The organism is Streptomyces poriferorum (assembly GCF_019399235.1).
GTDB classification, from domain to species: Bacteria; Actinomycetota; Actinomycetes; order Streptomycetales; family Streptomycetaceae; genus Streptomyces; species Streptomyces poriferorum.
This window is the reverse complement of record NZ_JAELVH010000131.1, coordinates 1-22,243: the sequence shown is the minus strand read 5'-3', so window position 1 is coordinate 22,243 and position 22,243 is coordinate 1. Positions and strand designations below refer to the sequence as shown.

The following is a 22,243-nucleotide window of genomic DNA, read 5'->3' as shown; positions in this document are numbered from 1 at the left end:
TGCGCTGACCTGATGAAACGTACGGGTCGCAGATGTATAGCAGCCATGGAGCCACCACCCGGAGTTTCCTGGTGCCAACCCCCTCATTCCGACGGGGGGCCGGCAACACCCGTCGGATATGCCGGATTCAAGCAAGTGACTTGAATCACGAACCGTGGACTCCCGTCAGCGGCCGCAATGGAGTACCCTCGGCGACCTCGGACCACTAGTCAAATTTGAGGACTCTGATATCGCTGTGCACCGCCTCCCCGCAGCAACGCTCTCCGAGATCTCCGCACTCGCCGGCTGTTGCGTGGTCTTCCTGCCTGCGGATCCCGCCCGGACCGGCCGGGTCGCCTTCTGGTATCCGGACGGCAGCAGCCCGCCCGAAGCGCCCGGAACCATCGGGGAACTCACCGTCGCCGGTGCCGCTGTCCAGCCCTACGCGGTGCCCGCGCGAATCCTCCCGGTGCGGGACGCGCTCCCCGTGCTCACCCGCGCCCGGACCGCGGCGCACGCCTCCGCGGCAGCCTCGTTCTGGGGGGCGGCGGGGCTGCTGGCCCTGCAGTTCGCCGCCCGGGGCCTGTTGCTGCCGGGGCTGAGCTCCACGGATCACGACGCCTGGCGCGCCGGGCCGCTCACCGCGGACGACCGGACGCGCATCCGCACCCTTGCCGCGTCCATGCCTCCGACCGCTCACGCGGTACCTGTCGACGCGCTGGCCCAGCCCCTCCTGCTGCCCGAACCGGAGTGGCTGGTACGGGAGTTCCTCGACGCGGTCGCGGACGGCCTGCCGCGCACACCGGGTGCCACGTTCGCCGCGGGCGGTCCGGCGTTCGCCGCGGACGCGCCGCAGCACCTGCCCGGCCGGCGGGCCTGGGTCACCGATGTCGCAGCTGGGCACGACGCGGGCGTCCGGCTCTCGCTGCGCGTGGAGGTGCCGGGCCTCGACCTGGGCGCGGAGGCACCTCAGGAGCAGCCCTCCGGCCCGTCCTTCCGGGTCGTTCCGCAGATCCACGGTGTGAGCGATCCGACGCTCGTCGCCGACGCCGCCGAGATCTGGGCCGGCTCGGGGCCTGCCGCCGCGGCGTTCGGGCCGAGGGCCCGCATGGACACGCTGCTGATGCTGCGCCGGGCCGCCCGCGCCTGGCCGCCCCTCACACCCCTGCTGTCGGCGGCCGTGCCGGACGCCGTGGAGCCGGCCGACGACGAGATCGCCGATCTCCTGGGTCCTGCCTCGCGGGCCCTCGCCGCCACCGGTGTTCAGGTGCACTGGCCCCGGGAGCTGGCCCGCACCCTGACGGCGCGCGCGGTGATCGGTCCCCCGGACGAGGCGGGCGGCGAGGGCCGACCGGACAGGAGCCGGGAGCCGGCGAGCAATGTGCCGGACACGCCCGCCCTCCTGGCCACCGACTCCCTGCTGACGTTCAACTGGTGGTTCGCCCTCGGTGACCACAAGCTCAGCCGTGCCGAACTCGACCGGCTCGCCGAGGCGGGTCGGCCGCTGGTGCGGCTGCGCGACCAGTGGGTGCTGATCGACCCGGAGGATGCGCGCCGCGCCCGGGAGACGCAGGACCGCAAGGTCACGCCCATCGACGCGCTCGGCGCCGTGCTGACGGGTTCCACCGAGGTCGACGGTCACCGGGTCGACGTGCAGGCGACGGGCTGGCTGGAGCGGCTGCGGCAGCGGGTCGCCGACCCGGAGTCCCGGCAGTCCGACGAGCCGGCGGTCGGTCAGCCGGCCGCGCTCGCCGCGACGTTGCGGGACTACCAGCTCCGCGGCCTGAACTGGCTGCACACGATGACGTCCCTCGGGCTCGGTGGCTGTCTCGCCGACGACATGGGTCTCGGCAAGACCATCACGCTGATCGCCCTGCATCTGCACCGCCAGACCCTCGACGGGTCCGCCGGACCCACGCTGGTGGTCTGCCCGACATCGCTGATGGGCAACTGGCAGCGGGAGATCGAGAAGTTCGCACCGGGCACCCCGGTCCGCCGCTTCCACGGAGCGTCACGCAGTCTGGAGGGCCTGGCGGACGGCGAGTTCGTCCTGACCACCTACGGCACGATGCGGCTTGACGCGTCCCGGCTCGCGGCCGTGCGATGGGGCATGGCCGTCGCCGACGAGGCGCAGCACGTCAAGAACCCGCACTCGGCGACGGCCCGGCAACTGCGCACGATCGGCGCGCAGGCGCGGGTCGCCCTCACCGGTACTCCCGTGGAGAACAACCTCTCCGAGCTGTGGGCCATCCTCGACTGGACCACACCCGGCCTGCTCGGCAGGCTCGGTACCTTCCGCACCCGGTACGCGCGAGCCGTGGAGGGCGGGAGCGACCCGGCGGCGGCCGAGCGCCTCGGCGCTCTGGTACGGCCGTTCCTGCTGCGCCGGCGCAAGTCGGATCCGGGCATCGCCCCGGAGCTTCCGCCGAAGACGGAGACGGACCGTGCGGTGTCGTTGACGGCCGAACAGGCGGGTCTGTACGAGGCAGTGGTGCGGGAGACGCTGGCCGCGATCTCCGAAGCCGACGGAATGGCCCGGCGCGGCCTGGTGGTGAAACTGCTCACCGCGCTCAAGCAGATCTGCAACCATCCCGCGCAGTACCTCAAGGAGGAGGAGCCGCAGGTCGCGGACCGTTCGGGCAAGGTGGAACTGCTCGACGAACTGCTGGACACCATCCTCGCCGAGGGGGCGGGTGTCCTCGTCTTCACCCAGTACGTGCAGATGGCCCGGCTCCTCGAACGCCATCTGGCGGCGCGCGGGATCAGCACCCAGTTCCTGCACGGCGGGACGCCGGTGGCCCAGCGCGAGGCGATGGTCAGCCGCTTCCAGTCGGGTGGGGCGCCGGTGTTCCTGCTGTCGCTCAAGGCGGCGGGGACCGGGCTCAATCTCACCCGCGCGGGCCATGTGGTCCACTTCGACCGCTGGTGGAATCCGGCGGTGGAGGCGCAGGCCACGGACCGTGCGTACCGCATCGGGCAGACCCAGCCGGTGCAGGTCCACCGGCTGATCGCCGAGGGCACGATCGAGGACCGGATCGCCGAGATGCTGGCCCGCAAACAGGGGCTCGCGGACGCGGTGCTCGGTCAGGGCGAGAGCGCCCTGACCGAGCTCAGCGACGCGGAACTGGCCGATCTGGTGGAGCTGCGAGGGGGCGCACGATGAGCGAGGGATACGAGGCGGACGCGTTCGGCGACCGGGACGACGGGAACGGACCGGACGAGACGGTGCCCGGGCAGGAGCGCACGTTCGCCGCGCTGCCTGCCGCACAGGGCCGTGGCTTCGCGGAGTCCTGGTGGGGCCGGGCGTGGCTGAAGGCCCTGGAGGACACCGCGCTGGACGGACAACAGCTCAAGAAGGGCCGCCGGTTCGCGCGCGAGGGCCGGGTCGGCGCGGTGTCCGTGCGGCCGGGCCGGATCACCGCGGTGGTCCGTGACCGGGACGAGAGCGGCTACCGGAGCGACGTACTGCTCCAGGAGCTGACCGACGGACAGTGGGACCGTTTCCTGGACATGGCCGTCGACCGGACCGGGCACATCGCAGCACTGCTCGACCGGGAGATGCCGCCGCATCTGGTCGAGGACGCCGCGGCGGCCGGTGTGGACCTCCTGCCGGGGATCGGCGACCTCGACCCGGAGTGCAGCTGCGAGGCCTGGGACCACTGCCCGCACACGGCCGCGCTCTGCTACCAGGTGGCACGGCTGCTGGACCAGGATCCGTTCGTCCTGCTCCTCATGCGGGGCCGCGGTGAACGGCGGCTGCTGGACGAGCTCCAGGTCCGGATCGCCGCCAGAGCGGCGGGTCACACGCCGTCAGCCACCGCCGACGAGCCCGCCGAGGAGACCGAGGACCGGGCCGTACGCGGTGTCCCGGCGGCGGAGGCCTACGCGGCGGCGGGCATCCTCCCGCCGCTGCCCCCGGCCCCCGCGCTTCCCGGTGAGCCGGGTCAGGCCCCCTCGCTGGACACGGAGACCGACCCCGAACCGGGTGTGGACCCGACGGCGCTGGAGATGCTGGCCTCGGACGGCGCGATGCGGGCGCACCGGATGCTGGCGGAGGCACTGGCGCCCGGTCACGGACAGCAGCCCGTCCCGGCAGGGCTGACGCCGCAGCAGGACGCGGTGAGGCTGGCCGCCGAGGCACGGCCCGAGCCCTGGATCGTGAACCGGCTGGCGGCCGGCTCGGGCCGGCAGCGCGCAGGTCTGCCGGCCGCGGTGCGCGCCTGGCAGTACGGTGGCGCGGCCGCGCTCTCCGTGCTCGACGAGGAATGGGCCCCGGACGCCACCGCCCTCGCCCGGGCCAGGACGCGGCTCGCCGGCGCCTGGGAGGAGGACGAGGCCCCCCGGCTGCGGTCCGAGCGCAATCGCTGGACCTCGGCGGACGGCACGGTCCAGTTGCGTTACGGGCGGGACGGGCGCTGGTATCCGTACCGCAAGGAGAGCGGCCGCTGGACTCCGGCGGGGCCCTGCGACGAGGATCCCGCGGCGGCCTGGGCGGACGCGACGGCCCCCGCCGGCGACTGAGAACGGGTCACCGGGCGGCGGGCAGGGGCAGGCCGGTGAGGCTGCCCCTGCCNGCCGCCCGGATCCGCCCGGGAGTTCAACTCGATGACACCGTTCGTTGAGGCGCGCGGCGGAACGTGACGGCCGTCAGATCCTTTGCTCCTCAGGAGGCCCCATGTCCGCGCGTGTCGTCCGTCGATCCCTTGCCGTCGGGCTGCCGCTCGCCCTGCTCGGCACGGTAGGTGTCGCAGGCACCGCAACCGGGGCGCAGGACCGGCACCAGCGCCCCGAGGCCACCGCGCGGGTCACCGCGAGCGCTGTGCTCGGGGACGTTCCACTGGCCGGCTTCAGCAACGGCCTGCTGCCCGGATCCGTCGGGGACGACCGCGGCGTGATGCTCGGCGGCATCGGCAGCGACATCTTCCCGGCCGGCCGGGAGGGCGAGTTCTGGACCGTCACGGACCGCGGCCCGAACGGCCAGATCAAGGTCGGCGGGACCAAGCGGCGGACCTTCCCCGTGCCCGGGTTCGACCCGGCCGTCGTCAAGGTGCGGGTGAGCGGCAAGCGCGTCGAGGTGCTGCGCTCCCTCCCGCTGACCACGCGTTCCGGCGCCCCCGTCACCGGTCTCGCGAACCAGGCGGGCCGGGACGAGGCCCCGTATTCCTACGACGCCGCGACGCCTCTTGCGTACAACCCGAACGGTCTGGACACGGAAGGCATCGTGCGCAGCGCGGACGGCACGTTCTGGCTGGTCGACGAGTACGGTCCGTCGCTGGTGCACGTCTCCGGGAGCGGCCGGGTGCTCGCCCGTTACGTCCCCGAGGGTCTGGACCTCGAGGGCGCGGACTACCCCGTCGTGGAGGCGCTGCCCGGCGTCCTGCTGCACCGGAAGATCAACCGCGGATTCGAGGGCCTGGCGCTGCTGCCGAACGGCGATCTGGTGCTCGCCGTCCAGAGCCCGCTCTCGCTGCCCGACGAGGACGCGGGCGAGGCCTCGCGCAATGTGCGGCTGCTGCGCTTCTCCACGAGAAAGCACGCGGTCACGGCCGAGTACGCGTACCGCTTCGACGCGGTGGGTGTCGTCGACCCGGGCGAGGACGACACGTCCGAGCTGAAGGTCTCCTCGCTCGTCGCGATCGGGGGCAACGACCTCCTGGTCGAGGAGCGCACCGACCGGGCTGCCCGTCTGCACCGGGTCACGCTCCCCCGCGGCCCCGGCATCCTGGGCTCGCGCTGGGACGGGCCGTCCGCTTCGCCCTCGTACGAGGAACTGGCCGACCCGGCGTCCTCGGGTGTCCCGGTCCTGCGCAAGAGCCTCGTCGTCGACCTGGGGAAGGTGGCCGGAGTGCCCGGGAAGATCGAGGGTGTGGCGGTGACGGGCCGTGACACGCTCGCCCTCATCAACGACAACGACTTCGGCATGACCGACGGGGCCGGCGCCTTCGACGCGGACGGCCGGCTGGTCGACTCCGGGATCGAGACGTCCGTGACCCTGCTGAAGTTGCCGCGGCCGCTCACCCGCTGACCCGCCACGGCTCTCCCCGGCCGCCCGGCCCGCTCCTGCCGGGCGGCCCAACTCCATTTCTCCCGCGCCGGTTTCGCGCCCCTGCCGTCTTCCGCCACCCGCGCGGCGCCCGTACGGTGGGGCGCGCACGTCGCTCGGCCGTACATCGGACATCGGCTTCCGGTCAGCGGACAGGAGGGAGTCACGGGATGTCGGGGGAATCGGGTACCGGACTCCTGCGCGATGCCGTCGGGCCGCGCGAGGTTCCGTTCCGGAGCGCCACCGCGGTGCCGCACCGGCGCCCGCCGTCGCCGCATCCCTCCCTCCGGATGGCGCGGACATCCGGCACGGGCGGCCCGGACGGGCACGGCCCACCGGAACACCGCCCCGCCTGCCCGGAACCGCACCCCGGTCAACCGGCCCTGCACCCGTGCGCGTTACCCCTCCCCCACACCCAGGAGTGCACATGGACCGCAGAACGATCCTTCAGGGCGCGGCGGCGACGGCCGCGGCGGCGCTGCTTCCCGCTTCCGTCCGCGCCACCGCGGCGACGGCCGGTGACACGGACTATCCGGCGGCCCACTGGGTGCCGGCCTCGGCGTCCAACTACACGGTCTCGACTCGGCCTTCGGCGTACCCGGTGCAGTACGTGATCATCCATGTCACCCAGGAGACGTTCGCGGACGCCGTGGCGATCTTCCGGAATCCGGCGAAACAGGTGTCCGCGCACTATGTGGTGCGCTCGGCGGACGGCTACATCGACCAGTGCGTGCGGGAGAAGGACGTGGCCTGGCACGCGGGGAACTGGGACTACAACACCCGCAGTATCGGCATCGAGCACGAGGGGTACGTGGACCAGCCCGCCTACTTCACCGACGCCATGTACGAGAAGTCGGCGTTGCTGACCGCTTCGGTGTGCGACCGCTACGGCATCCCCAAGGACCGCGCGCACATCATCGGCCATGTGCAGGTACCGGGCTCGGACCACACGGACCCGGGCGCCCACTGGGACTGGGTCCGCTACATCCGCCTGGTCAACCTCCTGGGCGCGTCGTGACCCGCTGACCGCCCGGCGGTCCTACGGACCCTCGGCCACCGGACTGCGGACGAAGAGGACGCCCTCCACATCACCGTCGGGCGCGCCGTAGACATGGGGTGCGTCAGCCGGCCAGTGCGCACAGGCGCCGGGGCCGGCCGTCCTGGTGTCGTCCGGCGGGCCGACGACGGCGGTGCCGGTCAGGACCATCAGGCTCTCGCGCGTGCCCGGGACGTGCGCCTCGGACTGCTGGACCGCGCCCGCGCGGATGCTGATGCGGAACACGTCGGTGACGGTGGCCTCGTCCTCGTACCGTTCCAGCAGGACGGCGGTGACGGCGCTCCCGGAGACGCCCGCGGGAGCGGGTCCCGGACCGTCCGCCGGGAGCGGGTCGCTCAGTACGGCGCTGAGCGGCAGTCCGAGGGCGGTGGTGAGTGCGTACAGCGTCTCCAGGGTGGGATTGCGGGTCCCGCTCTCCAGCTCGGAGAGCGTGCCCTTGCCGACACGGGAGCGCCGGGAGAGCTCCGACAGGGAAAGGTCGCGCTCACGCCGCAGCGTGCGCAGCCTGCGACCCACGTCCTCGTTCAGCCCCATCGGCCGTGCACCCGCTCCGCTGTCCTGGTTGACGGGCGTCGGCCCGCCTCTCTAGTGTTCCACATACAGAACGTTCCGTATACAGAACGCACCGCGCAGGAAGTGGCTCACTCATGTTCGCGATCACCCGCATACGCTCGATCGCGCCGCCCTCGGCCGTGGTCGCCGGACTGATCGCCGTGATGGTCGGCGTGACCAGTTCGGCGGCGCTCGTCTTCACGGCCGCCCGGGCGGCTGGGGCGGACGCGCACGAGATCTCCTCCTGGATGCTCGCGCTCGGTGTCGGCCTGGCCTGCACCTGCGTCGGGCTGTCGCTGCGTTACCGGGCCCCCGTCGTGACCGCGTGGTCGACACCGGGCGCCGCGCTGCTCACGACCGGTCTGAGCGGCGTGTCGATGGCTCAGGCGGTCGGCGCGTTCGTCTTCTCGGGACTGCTCATCCTCGTGAGCGGAATGACGGGCTGGTTCAGCCGGCTCATGGGCCGGATCCCGGTACCCCTGGCCGCCGCGCTCCTCGCGGGGGTGCTGCTGCGGTTCGGTACGGGACTGTTCAGCACGATGCACGGCGGATTCGCGGTCGCGTTCCCGATGTTCGTGCTCTACCTGCTCGGCCGGCGTCTGCTGCCCCGGTACGCGGTGCTGCTGGCGCTCGCCGCGGGCGTGGTGGCCACGGTGTTCACCGGCGGCTGGCAGCTGGGCCAGGTCCGCCTCGCCCTGGCCACCCCGGTGTTCACCGCGCCGGAGTTCGACTGGAAGGTCCTGGTCAGCGTCGGCGCACCGCTGTTCGTCGTCACGATGGCCTCGCAGAACCTGCCCGGCGTCGCCGTGATCCGCGGCGCCGGCTACGACGTGCCGGTCTCGCCCCTGATGACGTGGACCGGTGCGGCCAACGCGGTCCTGGCGCCCTTCGGGGCCTTCGGCCTCAACCTGGCCGCGATCACGGCGGCCATCTGCACGGGCGAGGAGGCGCACCCCGACCGGGACAAGCGGTACCTCGCCGCCGTGTGGGCGGGCTTCTTCTACCTCTGTGTCGGGCTGCTCGGCGCGACCGTCGCCTCGCTTCTCACCGCGATGCCGCAGGAACTCGTCCTGGCGATCGCCGGGATCGGCCTGCTCGCCACCATCGAGGCCTCGCTGTCGGCGGCACTGGCCGACAAGGCGTCCAGGGAAGCGGCCGTGGTGACCTTCCTCGCCACCGCTTCCGGCGTGACCTTGCTGGGAATCGGCTCCGCGTTCTGGGGCCTGCTGGCCGGACTGGTCACCGGCGCGATCGCCTCGGTGGGCCGCCCGCGCAGCGAGGAGCCCGCGCCCGAGCCGCTGCCGGACGAAGTCCGCGTCCACTGAAGCCGGTCGGAACCCACCAGCCGCTTCTGTCCTGTCCGTGGAACGGAGTTGCCCCGGACGGCGGGAGCGCGGTGGGATGGACACCATGCAGAAAGCGGTTTCCCAACCTTCCGCCGAACCCCTGGCGCCTTTCGACCACCTCGACCACCGCTACCGCGGCGAGAACCCGTTCCGAACCCTCGGCCACCTCTTCCGGCCCGACCGCGGGCGGCTGGCACTCGCGGTCGTCATCTTCGTCGTGAAGCACAGCCCCATCTGGCTGCTTCCCCTGATCACCGCCACGGTCCTGGACGTCGTCGTCCAGCACGGCCCGGAGTCCCGGCTCTGGAAGGCCACCGGCATCCTGTTGTTCATCCTCGTGATCAACTACCCCCTCCACCAGTGGTACGTACGCTGCCTCGGCGGCAGCATCCGGCGGATGGGCACGACCCTGCGCTCGGCGCTGTGCCGTCGTATGCAGCAGTTGTCCATCGGCTACCACTCACGGGTCAGTTCGAGCGTCCTGCAGGCCAAGGTGGTCCGCGACGTGGAGTCGGTGGAGCAGATGGCGCAGCAGAGCGCCGACATGGGACTCGGCGCCGTCGTGACGCTGGTCGGCGGTCTGGTCGTCATCGGCGTGCGCGTGCCCGCGTTCCTGCCGGTCTTCCTGATCGTGGTGCCCGCGGCCGGCTTCCTCGTGATGAAACTGCGCGCCCGGCTGCGCACCCACAACGAGTCCTTCCGGCGCGAGGTCGAACAGCTCTCCTCCCGTGTCGGCGAGATGACCACCCTCATCCCGATCACCCGCGCCCACGGACTGGAGCGCACCGCACTCGGCCGGGTCGACGGCTCGCTGCGCCAGGTCTTCGCGGCCGGCCTGCGCCTGGACGTGATCAACGGCCGCTTCGGTTCGCTGGCCTGGGTCATCCTCAACACGCTCGGCGTGCTGTGCCTGACAGGATCCGCGCTGGTCGCCTACCACGGCTGGATGCCCATCACCCCCGGCGACGTCGTCATGCTCAGCGCCTTCTTCACCGTCCTGACCGGCTCGGTGACCACGCTCCTGGGTCTCGCCCCCATCCTCACCAAGGGGCTGGAATCGGTGCGTTCGGCGGGCGAGGTGCTCCAGGCACCCGACCTCGAACACAACGCGGGCAAGGCGCAGGTCGACCGCGTCACCGGCCGGATCGACTTCGAGGACGTCGGCTTCGCCTACGAGGACGCGGCACCCGCCGTCGCCGGCTTCACCCTCTCCGCACGACCGGGCGAGACCATCGCGCTGGTCGGCGCTTCGGGCGCGGGCAAGTCGACCGTCCTGAACCTCCTCATCGGCTTCATCCGGCCCACGTCCGGCCGCATCATGCTCGACGGCACCGACATGGCGGGACTCGATCTGCGCAGCTACCGGCGCTTCCTGTCCGTGGTGCCCCAGGAGTCGATCCTCTTCGAGGGCAGCATCCGCGACAACGTGACGTACGGCATGGGTGACACGGACGAGGCCACCCTCATACGCGCGCTGACGGACGCCAACGCGCTGGAGTTCGTCAACGATCTGCCGCTGGGCCTCGACACGGTCGTCGGCGAGCGCGGCGCACGGCTGTCGGGCGGCCAGAAGCAGCGCCTCGCCATCGCGCGGGCGCTGATCCGCGACCCCAGGGTGCTGGTGCTCGACGAGGCCACGTCCGCACTGGACAACCGCTCCGAGGCCCTCGTGCAGGAAGCCCTCTCGCGGCTCGTGCACGGCCGTACGGTCTTCGTCGTCGCCCACCGGCTCTCCACGATCCAGGGCGCCGACCGCATCGTGGCGATGGAGGGCGGCCGGATCGCGGAGGTGGGGACGCACGAGGAACTGATCGGCCGGGAAGGGGTGTACGCGGGCCTTCAGCCCGCTTACCCGTAGTGGCCCCGGCGGCCGGCGGCGCTCCGCGGCTCACCAGTCGTGGACGCTGCCGTCCCGGAGCCGGTTGACCGGAAGGTAGGCCCGCTCGTACGGATGCGCGGCCGCCGCCTCCTCGTCCAGTTCCACACCGATGCCCGGCGCCTCGCCCGGGTGCAGGTACCCGTCGGTGAAGGTGTACGCGTGCCGGAACACCTCCTCGGTCAGCGGGTTGTGGCCCGAGTACTCCTGGATGCCGAAGTTGTGGACGGCGAGGTCGAGGTGGACGGCCGCGGCCATCCCGACCGGCGAGATGTCCTCCGGTCCGTGTACGGCGCTCTTCACCTGGTACTGGGCGGCGAAGTCGAAGAGCTTGCGCAGCGGTGTGACCCCGCCGAAGTGGGTGACGGCCGAACGTGCGTAGTCGATCAGCTGCTCGGTGATCAGCGCCTGGTAGTCGTACACGGTGTTGAACACCTCGCCGACGGCCAGCGGCGTGGTGGTGTGGCGGCGGACCAGACGCAGCGCCTCCTGGTTCTCGGCGGGAGTGCAGTCCTCGAGCCAGAACGGCCGGTACGGCTCCAGGTCCTTGCCGAGCCGCGCCGCCTGGATCGGGGTGAGGCGGTGGTGGGCGTCGTGGAGCAACGGAAGCGCGGCCCCGAACTCCGCGCGGACCGCCTCGAAGACGGCCGGGGTGTGGCGCAGGTACGCGTCCGTGTCCCAGTCCTCCACCAGGGGGCGGGCCTGCTGATGGGCGACCGTCGTGCCGTCGTCGTCCTGGTTGTACACGCCGTACACGGCCTTGAGCCCCGGAATGCCCGTCTGGATGCGGACCGCGGGATAGCCCTCGGCGAGCCTGGCCCGTACGGAGTCGAGGAGTTCGGGGATGTCGCGGCCGTTGGCATGACCGTAGGTGCCGATACGGTCACTGCTCGCGCCGCCCAGCAACTGGTAGAGCGGCAGACCGGCGGCCTTCGCCTTGATGTCCCACAGAGCCACGTCCACGGCGGCGATCGCGGCCATGGTCACCGGCCCGCGCCGCCAGTAGGCGCCGCGGTAGAGGTACTGCCAGGTGTCCTCGATCCTGTGCGGGTCGAGGCCGGTGAGCAGGGGCGCCACATGGTCACGGAGGTAGCCGACGACGGCCAGCTCACGTCCGTTGAGCGTGGCGTCGCCGAGGCCGGTGAGGCCTTCGTCGGTCGTCAGCTTCAGGGTGACGAAGTTGCGTCCCGGGCCGGTGACGACCACTTTCGCGTCGACGATCTTCATGCGCGCCCCTCCGAGGGAAGTGAACCGAGGAATCCGGGGTCGCCCAGCCCCATCTGCCGGCAGAACTCACCGCTCAGGGCGAGCAGCTCGGTCAGGGGAACGGGCGTCCTCGTGGTCGCGGCCGGATCCGCCTGCGCTTCCTTCGACCACAGGAAGGGGTACACGGCGATTCCCCGGGACAGGTCGAGCGACTGCGACTCGCGCTGCCAGCCGGGCCACCGGAGCCCGTCGTAGAACTGGTCCAGCCGTCCCGACAGCAGCCAGGTCAGCCACGTTCCGTAGCCCATCTCCATCGCCTCCCATTCCAGGGAGTCCGGCGCGAAGCAGAGCATCTGCCCGGGCGCACCGGGACGGCCGCACGCTGCGGGATCGTGGCCGTTGAGAGCGAACACCCCGCCCAGGACATCGTGGCCGACGACCAGGGCGTCCGTCGGGCGCCACGCGGCGTCGAACGCGGCCGGGAAGCGATTGACGCGGGCCAGACCCGGGAGACCGGCAGCGCCGCTCGGTGCGCCTGCGAGAACACGGACCCATCCGTGGTCCACGACCAGGCCGCCGGAGTGCAGCACCAGGGCTCCGAGAGCGGATCGCGCGCCGACCTGCAACTGCAGCAGACAGGCGCGGCCCTGCCCAGGATCACCGGGCAGCACCTCCACCGGCACCGAACTGTTGGCGAACCCCTCCTGGAGGACCGGCCACGCAGGATCGTCCACGTCCGTCAACTCGCGTAGCTGTCGCATGCACGCATCGTTCCATCACCCCGTGCCGCGGCCACCAGCAGGGGGATCGCAGGTGAGGCCCGCCCCGCCGGAATCCGTCGAGGTTCACGACGACACGAAGACGGTACGGGTTCGCCGGGGCGTACTCGACAGGAACCGGTCCGCCGAGGCAGTGCCCGGCCACGACGGCCACCGGCACGCGCTGTGCGTCGAGGGTGGCACCGCGGACGGCAGGCCGTCCGTGCACGCCGGCCGGCCTACCTCCCCGGGTGACGGCGAGGCCCCGGCCGGCTTGCGTTCAGGCGCCGGGGTGCGTGCGCGGGACGCCCAGGTGCGGCAGGTCGAGGTGGAGGCCGCGCCCGCGACCGGTCATGGATCCGCTGTGCACGAGGTCGGCCGGATCGACGGCCAGGTTCCGCAGTTCCTCGACGAGCATGCGGGCGGCCGTTCCGGCGTGAGCGGGGTCGTCCATGGCATCGGGAAAGCGCCGTTGCCAGAGCGAGTGCGGGAGCTCCCAGCCGTGCCCGGTCAGGCGGGCGGGATCGGCCAGTTCGGGATGGTGCAGGTAGCCGGTGGCCTCGATGACGAGATCCGGGCCCTGGCTCCAGCACTGGACGAACCGCAGGGGGTCGCGGGCCGATGCCAGATGCAGGATGAACCTGGCGGGGAAGAACGGGGCGTCGTAGGTGAGGGAGCGCAACGCCTCGTACAACCGCTTCTGTACCTCGCCGCCACTCGCGCCGCGCCGGGCCGGCGTGGTGGGGGCGGAAGGCAGGCCGGCCGGTTCCGCGGCGCGCCAGGAGCCACGGGCACCGCCCCGTCCGACGGCATCGGTGCCGGCGTCGGCGGGCAGGAGTTCGAGGCTCACCTCACCTGCGTCATGTGTGTGGACGACGAGGACGGCACCGGGGCGCCGCCACATCATCCACGGCCCGCCGTCGCCTCCCCAGAGCGTCGCCGGGCCCAGCTCGTCCTCCATGACCCACCAGGCGGCGCGCACCGGGCCGGCGGCTTCCCGGACGTCCTCGGCCGGCAGGTCGACGACGCGCACGTTCAGCTTGCGCACCTGCTCGGGTTCCGAAGCGTCGGCGATCACGGTGCCGTACCCGCACGACGGCCCCTTCCTGGCGGCGAACCTGCGCCGGACCTGGCCGCCCACCTTCCTGGGGCCGCGGAGTTCCCAGCCCAGCGCCGAGGTGACGCGCACGAACTCCGGAAGGCTCCACCCGCCCGGTCGCAGCGGGGCGACCTGCTTCACCAACTCGCGGAAGGCGTCGGCCTCGAGCCAGTCGCCCCACGGAACAGCCTTGTCCATCCGGCAGACAGTAGCGGCCCTCCCGGACCCGGGCACTGGTGACGTGTACCGCCTTCTGAACCGGCCGGCCGCCCGCGCCCCGCACTCGGTGGGGTGCGGCTTCACGTCGCGCCGTCCTGGTGCCGGAATCCGGGGCAGCGGCACACCTCATCGAACCTGCGCCCGCTGTTTCCGTAACTGTCGTCGTTCCAGCTGCTGTGCCCGTACGCGTGATGGCACCGGGTCGCCCCGCCCCCGGACCGGTGCTCGGGCTGTGCGTGCCCGCAGGTGGCGCACAACGGGTGGACGACCGCAGGGCGCAGTACGGATCCGCTCCGCAGGATCAGCGCCACAGCCACCGCGCCCGCGACGACCACCACGATCCCGACGGCCCCTATGACGTGCTCCGCGCCCATGCGCTCCCCCGGTCGGCGGCATCGCCCAGTCGGTGGACCGGCGGACGTCCACGCTACGTCGACCGCGCCCGTACCGCCGCCGCGCGCCACCACAACCCGTTGCCCTACGCGTGAGTAGGGTCACTTCCCGGCAGCAGCCGTGCATGGGTTCCCCCTCCCGGGGCATATGGCCAGACCGCTGGGAATCACCCGGCGTCGAATCCATGGCCAACGAAGGGGCAGCACGCGACGTGTCGGCACAACACACCATCCAGGTAGCGGGAGAGTGGCGAGCGGCCACCTCCGGCGCCACGCGCGAGATCCTCGACCCCGTCGACGCGACCGTCATCGCCGTCGTGTCGGAGGGCGACTCCGTGGACGCGGACGCCGCGGTCGCCGCCGCCAGGGACGCATTCGACGCGGGGCCCTGGCCGGGCACGCCCGTCGCCGAACGCGCCGCGCTGCTCCGGCGCGTGGCGGACCTGCTGGAGCGCGACCGGGAGCCGCTCGGCGCTCTGGAGTGCCAGGACGCGGGAAAGACCCTCGAAGAGGGCCGGGTCGACGTGGACTGTGTGCGCGACGCCTTCCGCTACTTCGCAGACCTCGTCATGAACGAGAGCGGCGGGCGGGTCGTCGATGCCGAGTCCGAGGAGATCCACAGCGTCGTGGTGCACGAGCCCGTGGGTGTCTGCGGCCTCATCACGCCGTGGAACTATCCGCTGCTCCAGGCGAGTTGGAAGATCGCACCGGCGCTCGCCGCAGGCAACACCTTCGTGATCAAGCCCAGCGAGATCACCCCGCTCACCACCGTCGCCCTTCTCGCGCTGCTCGCCGAGGCAGGGCTGCCGGCCGGTGTGGCGAACATCGTCACCGGTGCGGGCGCGACGGTCGGCGCCAGGCTGGCGGAACACCCCGATGTCGACCTGGTGTCCTTCACCGGTGGGCTGGCCAGCGGCACGCAGGTGATGCGCGCCGCCGCGGACTCCGTCAAGAAGGTCGCGCTCGAACTCGGCGGCAAGAACCCCAACGTGGTGTTCGCCGACGCGTGCGCCACCGAGGACGGATTCGACACCGCGGTCGACCAGGCGCTGAACGCCGCGTTCATCCACAGCGGCCAGGTCTGCTCCGCCGGATCCAGGCTGATCGTCGAGGAGTCGGTTCGCGAGCGGTTCGTGGCCGAACTGGCCCGCCGCGCCGAGCGGATCCGCATCGGTCGCGGTACCGACGACGGTGTGGAGTGCGGTCCGCTCGTCTCCGCCGCGCAGCGCGCCAGGACCGAGGAGTTCGTCGCCTCCGCGCTCAAGGACGGCGCGGTGCTGCGAGCGGGCGGCGAACGTCCGCAGGGGCCCGGCTACTTCTACCGGCCGACGGTCCTGGACCACTGCGACCGCACCATGCGCGTCGTGCGCGAGGAGGTGTTCGGCCCGGTGCTGACCGTCGAGACCTTCCGTACGGAGGACGAGGCCGTCGCTCTCGCCAACGACACCGAGTACGGCCTGGCCGGCGGCGTGTGGACGGCGGACGCGGGCCGCGGTCGCCGGGTCGCGGGGCGGCTGCGGCACGGCACGGTCTGGATCAACGACTTCCACCCCTATCTGCCGCAGGCGGAATGGGGCGGCTTCGGCAAGTCCGGCATCGGCCGGGAACTCGGCCCGACGGGCCTCGCCGAGTACCGCGAGGCCAAGCACATCTACCAGAACCTCGCCCCGCGCCCGGTGCGCTGGTTCGCGGGCTGAGCGGGAGCAGAGGCGATGGAGAACGACATGACCCCCTACGACTACGTCATCGTCGGCGGCGGCACCGCCGGTTCGGTGATCGCGTCCCGGCTGACCGAGAACCCCGACGTCACCGTCGCCCTCATCGAGGGCGGACCGAGCGACGTGGGCCGCGACGACGTGCTGACCCTGCGCCGCTGGATGGGCCTGCTCGGCGGGGAGCTGGACTACGACTACCCCACCACCGAGCAGCCCCGCGGCAATTCGTACATCCGGCACAGCAGGGCCCGGGTGCTCGGCGGCTGCTCGTCCCACAACACGCTGATCGCCTTCAAGCCGCTGCCGTCCGACTGGGACGAGTGGGAGGCCGCCGGTGCGGCCGGCTGGGACGCGTCGTCGATGAACCCCTACTTCGACCGGCTGCGCAACAACATCGTCCCCGTCGACGAGGCCGACCGGAACGCCATCGCACGCGACTTCGTCGACGCCGCGCAGACGGCGACCGGGGTGCCGCGCGTCGAGGGCTTCAACAAGGAGGCCTTCCAGGACGGTGTGGGGTTCTTCGACCTCGCCTACCACCCGGAGAACAACAGGCGCTCCTCGGCATCGGTCGCGTATCTGCACCCCTTCCTCGACCGGCCGAACCTCCATATCGCCCTGGAGACCTGGGCGTTCCGTCTGGAGTTCGACGGCACCCGGGCGACCGGGGTGCGCGTGCGGACCGCGGACGGCGAGGAGCGGGTCGTGCGGGCCCGGCGCGAAGTCGTGGTGTGCGCGGGCGCGGTGGACACGCCCCGGCTGCTGATGCACTCCGGCATCGGTCACCGCGCGGAGCTGGAGAAGCTCGGCATTCCGGTGACGCACGACCTGCCGGGGGTCGGCGAGAACCTGCTCGACCACCCCGAGTCGGTCATCGTCTGGGAGACGCACGGGCCGATCCCGGAGAACTCCGCGATGGACAGCGACGCCGGGCTCTTCGTACGGCGTGATCCGGACAGTCCGGGCCCGGACCTGATGTTCCACTTCTACCAGATCCCGTTCACGGACAATCCCGAGCGGCTCGGCTACGAGCGCCCGCCGCACGGGGTGTCGATGACACCGAACATCCCCAAGCCGCGCAGTCGCGGCCGGCTGTACCTGACGAGCCCCGACCCCGAGGTCAAACCCGCCCTGGACTTCCGCTACTTCACCGATGCGGAGGACTACGACGGACGCACCCTCGTCGACGGCATCAGGATCGCCCGCGAGATCGCCGCTCAGGAACCCCTGGCCGGCTGGCTGAAGCGGGAGGTCTGCCCGGGGCCCGAGGTCACCTCCGACGAGGACCTGAGCGAGTACGCGCGCAAGGTCGCGCACACCGTCTACCACCCGGCCGGAACCTGCCGGATGGGGGCGCCCGACGACGCGCTCGCCGTGGTCGCACCCGATCTGCGGATCCGGGGTCTCGACGGCATCCGGATAGCCGACGCGTCGGTCTTCCCGACCATGACGACCGTCAACCCGATGATCGGGGTCCTGATGGTCGGCGAGAAATGCGCGGATCTGCTCGGCGCCACCTATGGGGGTCATGCCTGATGAACACACCACCGCACGTCTTCTCCGTACGCGACCTCTGGAAGGTGTTCGGGCCGAAGGCCGACCGTGTACCCGGTGACGCCGAACTCGGCGCGCTCGACGCGGCGGAGCTGCGCGCACGCACCGGCTGCACCGCCGCTGTGCGTGACGTCTCCTTCGATGTCCGCAAGGGCGAGGTGTTCGTCGTGATGGGGCTGTCCGGTTCGGGCAAGTCCACCCTCGTGCGCTGCCTCACCCGGCTCATCGAGCCGACCTCCGGTGAGGTCACGATGGACGGCGAGGACGTGCTGGCGATGAACGCCGGCCGACTGCGTGAACTGCGCCGCCACCGGGCCTCCATGGTCTTCCAGCACTTCGGACTGCTTCCGCACCGCTCGGTCCTCGACAACGTGGCCTACGGCCTGGAGATCCAGGGCATGGGCCGGGCCGAGCGCCGTGAGCGGGCTGCCGGGGTCATCGCCAAGGTCGGCCTCGACGGGCTGGAGAGCCGTCGCCCCGGGCAGCTCTCCGGCGGTCAGCAGCAGCGGGTCGGGCTGGCGCGTGCGCTCGCCGTCGACCCCGAAGTACTGCTGTTCGACGAGCCGTTCAGCGCGCTCGACCCGCTGATCCGCCGCGACATGCAGGAGGAGGTCGTACGGCTGCACCGCGAGGAGGGCCGCACGATGGTCTTCATCACCCACGACCTCAACGAGGCCCTGAAGCTCGGCGACCGCATCGCGCTGATGCGCGACGGCCGGATCGTGCAGCTCGGCACGCCGGAGGAGATCGTGGGCTCGCCGGCCGACGACTACGTCCGTGACTTCGTCCGGGACGTGCCGCGCGAGCAGGTGGTGACCGTGCGGGCGGCCATGCGCCCCGCCGACAGCGCGGAGAGCGTCTCCGGTCCCGCGCTGGCCCCGGACGCCACCGTTTCCGAGGCGATCGAGGCGGTCGTCCGGACCGGGGAGACGGCGCGTGTGGTCGAGGGCGGGCGCTGTCTGGGCGTGGTCGACCACGCGTGCCTGCTCGGCGTCGTGGCCGGGGTTCCGGCCGTGAAGGAGGCCGTGTGATGCGAGTGAACAACGCCTCGGGACCACCGGGCCGCCCGAACGGCATCGGCAGGTGGGCGATATGACGGCGACCGCGTCCGCCACACCCGCCGCTCCGCTCGGCACGGCCGGGCCGGCTGCTTCCCTCGCCCGGCATCGAACGACGCTCCTGCTGACCGGGGCGGCCGTGCTGCTGGTGCTCGGCAGCGTCCTCGTCGGCCACGGCGCGTGGCCTGCGAGCCTCACCGTCGATCTCGACGGACCGCTCGGTGACGTCAGCGACTGGATCATCGACAACCGCGACACGCATCCGCTGTTCCTCTACTTCTTCGGGCACCTCAGCAACGCCGTGGTGCTCTCGGTCCGCGGTGTCTACCTGGTCCTCCTCGCCGCCGGCTGGGCCGGTGTCACGGCGGCCGCCGGGCTGATCGCCTGGCGGGTGGCGGGCCTCAGGCTCGCAGTGACCGCCGTCGTCGCCTTCCTCGTCTGCGCCGTGCTCGGCATGTGGGTGCCCACCATGCAGACGCTGGCCCTGATGGTCATCGCCGTCCTCGCATCGGTGGGGCTCGGCGCCGTCCTCGGGCTGGCCGCCGGGTTGTCGGACCGCGTCTTCCGTGTCCTGCGGCCGGTGCTCGACACCATGCAGGTCATGCCGGCGTTCGCGTATCTGCTGCCGGTGGTCCTCGTGTTCGGCATCGGTGTCCCCGCCGCCGTCCTCGCGACCGTCGTCTACGCGGCACCGCCGATGGCCCGGCTGACGGCGCTCGGGCTGCGCGACGCCGACGCGGGAGTGATGGAGGCGGCGGCATCGCTCGGTGCCACGGGACGCCAGCGGCTGTTCACCGCCCGCCTTCCGCTGGCGCGCAGGGAGCTGCTGCTCGGTCTCAACCAGACGATCATGATGGCGCTGTCGATGGCCGTGATCGCCTCCGTGATCGGCGCCGGCGGTCTCGGTGACCGCGTCTACCAGGCGCTCGCGTCCGTGGACGTCGGTGCCGCGCTCGCGGCCGGCATCCCGATCGTGCTGCTCGCCGTGGTGCTCGACCGGGTCACCGCCGCGGCCGGCCACCGCCTGGGCGCCGCGCCGCGCCCAGGATCCGCCCGGCTCGGCTGGGCCGTCGCCGCGGCCGGCACCGTGGTGGCCGCGGTCGTGGCGCGTACGGTCGCCTCCACGGGCTGGCCGGACGGCTGGACGGCCGACATCACCCGCCCGGTCAACACGGCCGTCGGCTGGATGACCGACCACCTGTACTCGGGTGTGCCAGTGGTCGGGGGCACCGCGGACTGGGCCGGACGGTTCACCACCTGGGTCCTCGACCCGGTGCGCGACGCACTGCAGTGGCTGCCCTGGTGGGCGGTGCTCCTGCTGATCGCCGTGCTCGCCCTGCTGATCGGCACCTGGCGCACCATGCTGACCGCCGTCCTCGCGATGGCCGCGATCGGCGTCCTCGACGTCTGGGACCCCGCGCTCGACACGCTGTCCCAGGTACTGGCCGGTGTGGCGGTGACGCTGGTGGCCGGCTTCGCCGTCGGGATCGCCGCCTCCCGCAGCAGTCGGGTGGAAGCGCTGCTGCGACCGGTGCTGGACGTGTTCCAGACGATGCCGCAGTTCGTCTATCTCATCCCGGTCGTCGCCCTGTTCGGCGTCGGCCGCGCACCGGCGGTGGCCGCCGCCGTGATCTACGCGCTGCCGGCCGTCGTACGGATCACCACGCAGGGCATGAACGGCGTCGATCCCGTCACCATGGAGTCCTCGCGCTCACTCGGCGCGACAGGCTTCCAGCAACTGCTCAAGGTCCAGCTGCCCCTGGCCCGCCCGGCCCTGCTCCTGGCCGTCAACCAGGGCGTCGTCCTGGTCCTGGCCGTCGTGGTGATCGGCGGTCTGGTCGGCGGGGGTTCGCTCGGCTACTCCGCCGTGTTCGGGCTCGCGCAGGGCGACCTGGCGACCGGTCTGGTGGCCGGTGCCGCGATCGTCCTCCTCGGCCTGATGCTCGACCGGGTCACCCAGCCGACCCGGCGCCGCTCCGGAAAGGGGGCCTGACATGGCTCGTACGCGTACCCCTGTCGTCGCACTCGCATCGGCCGCGGCCCTCGTCGCCGTGGCGGGCTGCGGTGCGGCGGACATGACGCGGCAGGCCTCCCCGTTCGCCAACGCGCGGGGAGCGAAGACCGTGACCCTGTCCGTGCAGTCCTGGGTGGGCGCCCAGGCCAATGTCGCCGTGGCCGAGTACCTCCTCGAACACGAACTGGGCTACCGGGTGGACACCGTACAGATCGACGAGGTGCCGGCCTGGGACGCCCTGAGCCAGGGCCGGGTGGACGCGATCCTGGAGGACTGGGGCCACCCCGACCAGGAGGCGCGGTACGTCCGGGACAAGAAGACGATCCGGTCGGGCGGTGAGCTCGGCGTCACCGGCCACATCGGCTGGTTCGTGCCCACGTACTTCGCGAAGCAGCATCCCGATGTCACCGACTGGCGCAACCTCGACACGTACGCCGACAGCTTCCGCACGGCGGAGAGCGGCGGCAAGGGCCAGCTGCTCGACGGTTCGCCGTCGTACGTCACCAACGACAAGGCGCTCGTGAAGAACCTCGGTCTGGACTACCAGGTCGTGTTCTCCGGGTCCGAGGCGGCGCAGATCACCCAGATCAAACAGTTCGCCAAGGAGAAGAAGCCGTTCCTCACCTACTGGTACAAGCCGCAGTGGCTGTTCGAGCAGGTACCGATGACGGAAGTGAAGCTTCCGGCCTACAAGGAGGGCTGCGACGCCGAGCCCGAGAAGGTGGCGTGCGCCTATCCGCACACACCGCTGAAGAAGTACCTCAACGCGCGCTTCGCCGGCGCCGGCGGCAGGGCGGCCACGTTCCTCAAGAACTTCTCCTGGGGTACGGAGGACCAGAACAAGGTCGCCCTGATGATCGCCGATCAGAAGATGTCGCCCCAGGACGCGGCCAAGGAGTGGGTGGACGCGAACGAGAAGAAGTGGCGGGCGTGGATACCTGAATGACGGCCTGAGGGTGCTGTGCTGTTCCGGCCGCGCCGGGACAGCACAGCACCCCTTCGTCGCTCAGCCGCACTCCGTCCCGTTGAGGGTGAAGGAGGACGGCGCCTGTGCCGGAGCACCGGTGGCCTGGAACCCGAAGGAGACGGTGCCTCCCGCCGGAATCCCGGCGTTGTGGGTCGCGTTCTTCACCGTGACGCGGGAGCCGGTCTGGCTTGCGCTCGCGTTCCAGGCGTTCGTGACCGTCTCGGCCCCGCCGAAGGCGAAGCCCAGCTGCCAGCCGTCGACCGGGTCCGTCCCGGTGTTCCGGACGGAGACGTCGGCCGTGAATCCGCTGCCCCAGGACTGGCTGACCCGGTAGGTGACCGCGCAGGATCCGGCCGGGCCGGGTGTATCCGTCGGGTCGGGCGTCGGGGTCGGGGTCGGGGTCGGATC

Annotated in this window: 17 protein-coding genes; 11 read left to right on the top strand and 6 right to left on the bottom strand. The window is 71.8% G+C overall.

The features are described from left to right. Positions 1 to 235 precede the first annotated feature (235 nt). The 4 genes from JGS39_RS22310 (at position 236) to JGS39_RS22295 (ending at position 7,040) form a co-directional block, all read left to right on the top strand. The gene (locus JGS39_RS22310; RefSeq protein ID WP_219571154.1) at positions 236 to 3,142 is read left to right on the top strand and encodes an SCO1167/SCO6262 family helicase; all 2,907 of its coding nucleotides are present in this window, start codon (positions 236 to 238) and stop codon (positions 3,140 to 3,142) included. Beyond that, on the top strand, positions 3,139 to 4,500 hold the full coding sequence (locus JGS39_RS22305; RefSeq protein WP_219571153.1) for an SWIM zinc finger family protein: 1,362 nt from the start codon (positions 3,139 to 3,141) through the stop codon (positions 4,498 to 4,500). The genes JGS39_RS22310 and JGS39_RS22305 overlap by 4 nt, the downstream gene beginning before the upstream one ends. A 154-nt stretch (positions 4,501 to 4,654) precedes the next feature. Continuing rightward, positions 4,655 to 6,004, top strand: a complete 1,350-nt coding sequence (locus tag JGS39_RS22300; RefSeq protein ID WP_219571152.1) for an esterase-like activity of phytase family protein — start codon at positions 4,655 to 4,657, stop codon at positions 6,002 to 6,004. A 445-nt stretch (positions 6,005 to 6,449) separates the two neighbouring features. After that, the gene (locus JGS39_RS22295) at positions 6,450 to 7,040 is read left to right on the top strand and encodes an N-acetylmuramoyl-L-alanine amidase (protein WP_219571151.1); all 591 of its coding nucleotides are present in this window, start codon (positions 6,450 to 6,452) and stop codon (positions 7,038 to 7,040) included. A gap of 21 nt (positions 7,041 to 7,061) precedes the next feature. On the opposite strand, the gene JGS39_RS22290 is transcribed toward JGS39_RS22295, so the two are convergent. Next, positions 7,062 to 7,613 carry a helix-turn-helix domain-containing protein gene (locus tag JGS39_RS22290; protein ID WP_219571150.1) on the bottom strand — a complete coding sequence of 184 codons (552 nt, stop codon included), beginning with the start codon at positions 7,611 to 7,613 and terminating at the stop codon, positions 7,062 to 7,064. A gap of 113 nt (positions 7,614 to 7,726) precedes the next feature. Between JGS39_RS22290 and JGS39_RS22285 the strand changes: the two genes are divergently transcribed. Further along, the gene (locus JGS39_RS22285) at positions 7,727 to 8,956 is read left to right on the top strand and encodes a benzoate/H(+) symporter BenE family transporter (RefSeq protein WP_219571149.1); all 1,230 of its coding nucleotides are present in this window, start codon (positions 7,727 to 7,729) and stop codon (positions 8,954 to 8,956) included. An 85-nt stretch (positions 8,957 to 9,041) separates the two neighbouring features. Further along, positions 9,042 to 10,835 (top strand): ABC transporter ATP-binding protein, encoded by a 1,794-nt coding sequence (locus JGS39_RS22280; protein ID WP_219571148.1) that lies wholly within the window; start codon positions 9,042 to 9,044, stop codon positions 10,833 to 10,835. 30 nt (positions 10,836 to 10,865) lie between these two features. On the opposite strand, the gene manD is transcribed toward JGS39_RS22280, so the two are convergent. From manD to JGS39_RS22260, 4 genes are all read right to left on the bottom strand, one after another. After that, on the bottom strand, positions 10,866 to 12,080 hold the full coding sequence (manD, locus tag JGS39_RS22275) for a D-mannonate dehydratase ManD (RefSeq protein WP_219571147.1): 1,215 nt from the start codon (positions 12,078 to 12,080) through the stop codon (positions 10,866 to 10,868). Then, the gene (locus JGS39_RS22270) at positions 12,077 to 12,820 is read right to left on the bottom strand and encodes a DUF2625 family protein (RefSeq protein WP_219571146.1); all 744 of its coding nucleotides are present in this window, start codon (positions 12,818 to 12,820) and stop codon (positions 12,077 to 12,079) included. The genes manD and JGS39_RS22270 overlap by 4 nt, the downstream gene beginning before the upstream one ends. Positions 12,821 to 13,097: 277 nt before the next feature. After that, positions 13,098 to 14,114 carry a hypothetical protein gene (locus tag JGS39_RS22265; protein ID WP_219571145.1) on the bottom strand — a complete coding sequence of 339 codons (1,017 nt, stop codon included), beginning with the start codon at positions 14,112 to 14,114 and terminating at the stop codon, positions 13,098 to 13,100. A gap of 101 nt (positions 14,115 to 14,215) precedes the next feature. Next, positions 14,216 to 14,509 (bottom strand): hypothetical protein, encoded by a 294-nt coding sequence (locus tag JGS39_RS22260; RefSeq protein WP_219571144.1) that lies wholly within the window; start codon positions 14,507 to 14,509, stop codon positions 14,216 to 14,218. Between the two features lie 203 nt (positions 14,510 to 14,712). Between JGS39_RS22260 and JGS39_RS22255 the strand changes: the two genes are divergently transcribed. From JGS39_RS22255 to JGS39_RS22235, 5 genes are all read left to right on the top strand, one after another. Continuing rightward, the gene (locus JGS39_RS22255) at positions 14,713 to 16,224 is read left to right on the top strand and encodes an aldehyde dehydrogenase family protein (protein ID WP_219571143.1); all 1,512 of its coding nucleotides are present in this window, start codon (positions 14,713 to 14,715) and stop codon (positions 16,222 to 16,224) included. Positions 16,225 to 16,239: 15 nt separating this feature from the next. Beyond that, positions 16,240 to 17,778 (top strand): GMC family oxidoreductase, encoded by a 1,539-nt coding sequence (locus JGS39_RS22250; RefSeq protein ID WP_219571142.1) that lies wholly within the window; start codon positions 16,240 to 16,242, stop codon positions 17,776 to 17,778. Next, positions 17,778 to 18,827, top strand: coding sequence for a quaternary amine ABC transporter ATP-binding protein (locus JGS39_RS22245; RefSeq protein ID WP_219571141.1), 1,050 nt, complete (start codon positions 17,778 to 17,780; stop codon positions 18,825 to 18,827). The genes JGS39_RS22250 and JGS39_RS22245 overlap by 1 nt, the downstream gene beginning before the upstream one ends. A gap of 61 nt (positions 18,828 to 18,888) precedes the next feature. After that, the gene (locus JGS39_RS22240) at positions 18,889 to 20,847 is read left to right on the top strand and encodes an ABC transporter permease (protein WP_219571140.1); all 1,959 of its coding nucleotides are present in this window, start codon (positions 18,889 to 18,891) and stop codon (positions 20,845 to 20,847) included. A 1-nt stretch (position 20,848) separates the two neighbouring features. Beyond that, positions 20,849 to 21,814 (top strand): ABC transporter substrate-binding protein, encoded by a 966-nt coding sequence (locus JGS39_RS22235; protein WP_219571139.1) that lies wholly within the window; start codon positions 20,849 to 20,851, stop codon positions 21,812 to 21,814. A gap of 60 nt (positions 21,815 to 21,874) precedes the next feature. Here JGS39_RS22235 and JGS39_RS22230 read toward each other — a convergent pair. Then, positions 21,875 to 22,243: cellulose binding domain-containing protein (locus JGS39_RS22230; protein WP_219571138.1), on the bottom strand; the 369-nt coding region annotated here is incomplete at its 5' end.

Coding starts and splice junctions, on each gene's coding strand:
- JGS39_RS22305 (WP_219571153.1), top strand. CDS start 3,139: ATGAGCGAGGGATACGAGGCGGACGCGTTCGGCGACCGGGACGACGGG.
- JGS39_RS22300 (WP_219571152.1), top strand. CDS start 4,655: ATGTCCGCGCGTGTCGTCCGTCGATCCCTTGCCGTCGGGCTGCCGCTC.
- JGS39_RS22295 (WP_219571151.1), top strand. CDS start 6,450: ATGGACCGCAGAACGATCCTTCAGGGCGCGGCGGCGACGGCCGCGGCG.
- JGS39_RS22290 (WP_219571150.1), bottom strand. CDS start 7,613: ATGGGGCTGAACGAGGACGTGGGTCGCAGGCTGCGCACGCTGCGGCGT.
- JGS39_RS22285 (WP_219571149.1), top strand. CDS start 7,727: ATGTTCGCGATCACCCGCATACGCTCGATCGCGCCGCCCTCGGCCGTG.
- JGS39_RS22280 (WP_219571148.1), top strand. CDS start 9,042: ATGCAGAAAGCGGTTTCCCAACCTTCCGCCGAACCCCTGGCGCCTTTC.
- manD (WP_219571147.1), bottom strand. CDS start 12,080: ATGAAGATCGTCGACGCGAAAGTGGTCGTCACCGGCCCGGGACGCAAC.
- JGS39_RS22270 (WP_219571146.1), bottom strand. CDS start 12,820: ATGCGACAGCTACGCGAGTTGACGGACGTGGACGATCCTGCGTGGCCG.
- JGS39_RS22265 (WP_219571145.1), bottom strand. CDS start 14,114: ATGGACAAGGCTGTTCCGTGGGGCGACTGGCTCGAGGCCGACGCCTTC.
- JGS39_RS22260 (WP_219571144.1), bottom strand. CDS start 14,509: ATGGGCGCGGAGCACGTCATAGGGGCCGTCGGGATCGTGGTGGTCGTC.
- JGS39_RS22255 (WP_219571143.1), top strand. CDS start 14,713: ATGGCCAACGAAGGGGCAGCACGCGACGTGTCGGCACAACACACCATC.
- JGS39_RS22250 (WP_219571142.1), top strand. CDS start 16,240: ATGGAGAACGACATGACCCCCTACGACTACGTCATCGTCGGCGGCGGC.
- JGS39_RS22245 (WP_219571141.1), top strand. CDS start 17,778: ATGAACACACCACCGCACGTCTTCTCCGTACGCGACCTCTGGAAGGTG.
- JGS39_RS22240 (WP_219571140.1), top strand. CDS start 18,889: ATGACGGCGACCGCGTCCGCCACACCCGCCGCTCCGCTCGGCACGGCC.
- JGS39_RS22235 (WP_219571139.1), top strand. CDS start 20,849: ATGGCTCGTACGCGTACCCCTGTCGTCGCACTCGCATCGGCCGCGGCC.